The sequence below is a fragment of the Streptomyces sp. 8L genome (assembly GCF_020176795.1).
GTDB lineage: Bacteria > Actinomycetota > Actinomycetes > Streptomycetales > Streptomycetaceae > Streptomyces.
Genome location: NZ_JAIUKE010000771.1, coordinates 1 through 2,793 on the forward strand (window position 1 = coordinate 1; position 2,793 = coordinate 2,793).

The following is a 2,793-nucleotide window of genomic DNA, read 5'->3' on the forward strand; positions in this document are numbered from 1 at the left end:
CATGGACGGGGTATCAACATATCTGGCGTTGACTTTTAGCACGCTGTTGAGTTCTCAAGGAACGGACGCTTCCTTCGGAATCCCTTCCGGGGCTCCTCCGGGCTTTCCCTTCGGTGTTCCTAAACCGTATCAGGCTTTTTCGTCTTTCCCGACCACCGCCCTGCGAACACGCAGAAGCAGAGCCCGGACCGGGCGATGAAGCTTGAAGAGGTTTCCGCCGACAACCGGGCTTCGGGGCGCAGTCGCTCCGTCGTGTCGGTGCCGGGCAGGGGTGTGACAGTACAGGTGCCCGGTCGGCACAGGCAAATCGATTGCCTCCGTCCGCCCCCACCCGCTCCTGCGGGCGCGCCGGTACCCATGACTTAGTCTCTGATCAGCACGCCGTCTTTGCTACTCACAGTGACGGTGGACCCGTTCTTACTCCGCCTTACCCCGCCCACTGGGAGGTCCCATGACCCTCGTGTCCGCTCCGCTGCCCGGCCGTGCCATCGGTCTCACCGCCGTGCCCGACCCCGTTTTCGCGGGGGCGATGGTGGGGCCCGGTACCGCCATCGATCCGATGCGCGAGTCCACCGAGGCCGTCTCTCCCGTGGACGGGATCGTGGTCTCCCTGCACCCGCACGCGTTCGTGGTCGTGGACGCCGAAGGCCACGGCGTGCTGACGCATCTGGGGATCGACACGGTCCAGCTGAACGGCGCCGGTTTCGAGCTGCTGGTGAACAAGGGCGACACCGTCGTGCGCGGGCAGGGCGTCGTGCGCTGGGACCCGGCGGGCGTCGAGAAGGCCGGCAAGTCGCCCATCTGTCCTGTCGTCGCCCTCGAAGCGACCGCCGACTCCCTCTCCGAGCTGCGGGAGAGCGGAGACGTGGCGACCGGGGAGACGCTGTTCGACTGGCGGTGAACCGGTGACCCGGTCGTCGCCCAACCGCACATCAACCGCGATGCACGGGGGCCATCGCACAATCGGAGACGGTGAAATGGAGACAACGCTGCGCGGCGTCGGTGTGAGCCACGGGGTGGCCATCGGCGAGGTCCGACACATGGGGACGGCGCTGCTCGAACCGCCCGCCAAGCAGATTTCCCCGGGCGAGGCCGAACGCGAGCAGGGCCGGGCCCGGCAGGCGGTCGAGGCGGTCGGCGCCGATCTGATCGCGCGGGGCAACCTGGCCGGCGGCGAGGCCCAGGCCGTGCTTGAGGCGCAGGCCATGATGGCGCAGGACCCGGAGCTGATCGCGGACGTCGAGCGGCGCATCGCCGGGGGGAGCAGCGCCGAGCGCGGCGTGTACGACGCGTTCGCCTCGTACCGCGAGCTGCTCGCGGGCGCGGGTGAGTACCTGGCGGGCCGGGTGGCCGATCTGGACGACGTGCGCAACCGCATCGTCGCCCGGCTGCTGGGCGTTCCGATGCCGGGTGTGCCGGACAGCGACGAACCGTACGTACTGATCGCGCGGGATCTCGCGCCCGCGGACACGGCGCTGCTCGATCCCGCGCTCGTACTCGGCTTCGTCACCGAAGAGGGGGGGCCGACGAGCCACAGCGCGATTCTGGCGCGGGCGCTCGGGGTGCCCGCGGTGGTGGCGCTGGCCGGTGCGACGGAGGTCGCCGAGGGCGCGACCGTCGCGGTGGACGGCAGCACGGGCGAGGTCTTCGTGGAGCCTGGCAGCGAGCGGCGTGCGCGTCTTGAGCGGCTGGCGGCGGAGCGCAGGGCCGCGCTGGGCTCGGCGACGGGCCCCGGCGCGACGTCGGACGGGCACAAGGTGCCGCTGCTGGCGAACGTCGGCGGTCCCGGCGATGTGGCCGCGGCGCTGGAGGCGGGTGCCGAGGGGGTCGGGCTGTTCCGTACGGAGTTCCTGTTCCTCGACGACAGCGCGCGGGCGCCGTCCGAGGAGAAGCAGGTGGCGGCCTACCGCGCGGTGCTTGAGGCGTTTCCCGAGGGCCGGGTCGTGGTACGGGTGCTGGACGCGGGCGCCGACAAGCCGCTGGACTTCCTGACGCCGGCGGACGAGCCGAACCCCGCGCTCGGGGTACGCGGGCTGCGGAGCCTGCTGGATCATCCGGAGGTGCTGCGGACGCAGCTGGCGGCGCTGTCGCGCGCCGCCGAGGGGCTTTCGGTGTACCTGGAGGTCATGGCACCGATGGTGGCGGACCGTACGGACGCGAAGGCGTTCGCGGACGCGTGCCGCGCGGCGGGGCTGCGGGCCAAGTTCGGTGCGATGGTGGAGATTCCGTCGGCGGCGCTGCGGGCGCGGTCGATCCTCCAGGAGGTCGAGTTCCTCTCGCTCGGGACGAACGACCTCGCGCAGTACACGTTCGCGGCGGACCGTCAGGTCGGTGCGGTGTCGCGGTTGCAGGACCCGTGGCATCCGGCGCTGCTCGACCTGGTGTCGCTGGCGGCGGAGGGCGCGCGGGCCGAGGGCAAGAGCTGCGGGGTGTGCGGTGAGGCCGCGTCAGATCCGCTGCTCGCGTGCGTGCTGACGGGCCTCGGGGTGACGTCGCTGTCGATGGGCGCGGCGTCGATCCCGTACGTGCGGGCGGCGCTGGCGAAGCACACGCTGGCGCAGTGCGAGCGGGCGGCGTCGGCCGCCCGGGCGACGGACTCTGCGGAGGAGGCCAGGCGGGCCGCGCAGGCGGTGCTGTCGGGCGAGTCGCACACGTAGCGGAGCGGGGTGGGCGCGCCCGCGCGCGACCACCCCGGCCGTGGACCCCCCCGCGCGGGGGGGGGGGGGGGGGCGGGGCGGGGGGGTGGGGGGGGGGGGGGGGGGGTGTGGGGGGGGGTTAAACGGGGGTCGGCGC

General features: G+C 72.4%; 2 protein-coding genes. Both read left to right on the forward strand.

The features are described 5' to 3' along the window. Window positions 1-451 precede the first annotated feature (451 nt). A complete protein-coding gene (locus LCE31_RS38540) occupies window positions 452-901 on the forward strand; it encodes a PTS sugar transporter subunit IIA (RefSeq protein ID WP_225022862.1) in 450 nt (149 codons plus the stop codon). A gap of 76 nt (window positions 902-977) precedes the next feature. Continuing rightward, the gene (gene ptsP / locus LCE31_RS38545) at window positions 978-2,657 is read left to right on the forward strand and encodes a phosphoenolpyruvate--protein phosphotransferase (RefSeq protein ID WP_225022864.1); all 1,680 of its coding nucleotides are present in this window, start codon (window positions 978-980) and stop codon (window positions 2,655-2,657) included. The last annotated feature ends 136 nt before the right edge of the window (window positions 2,658-2,793 follow it).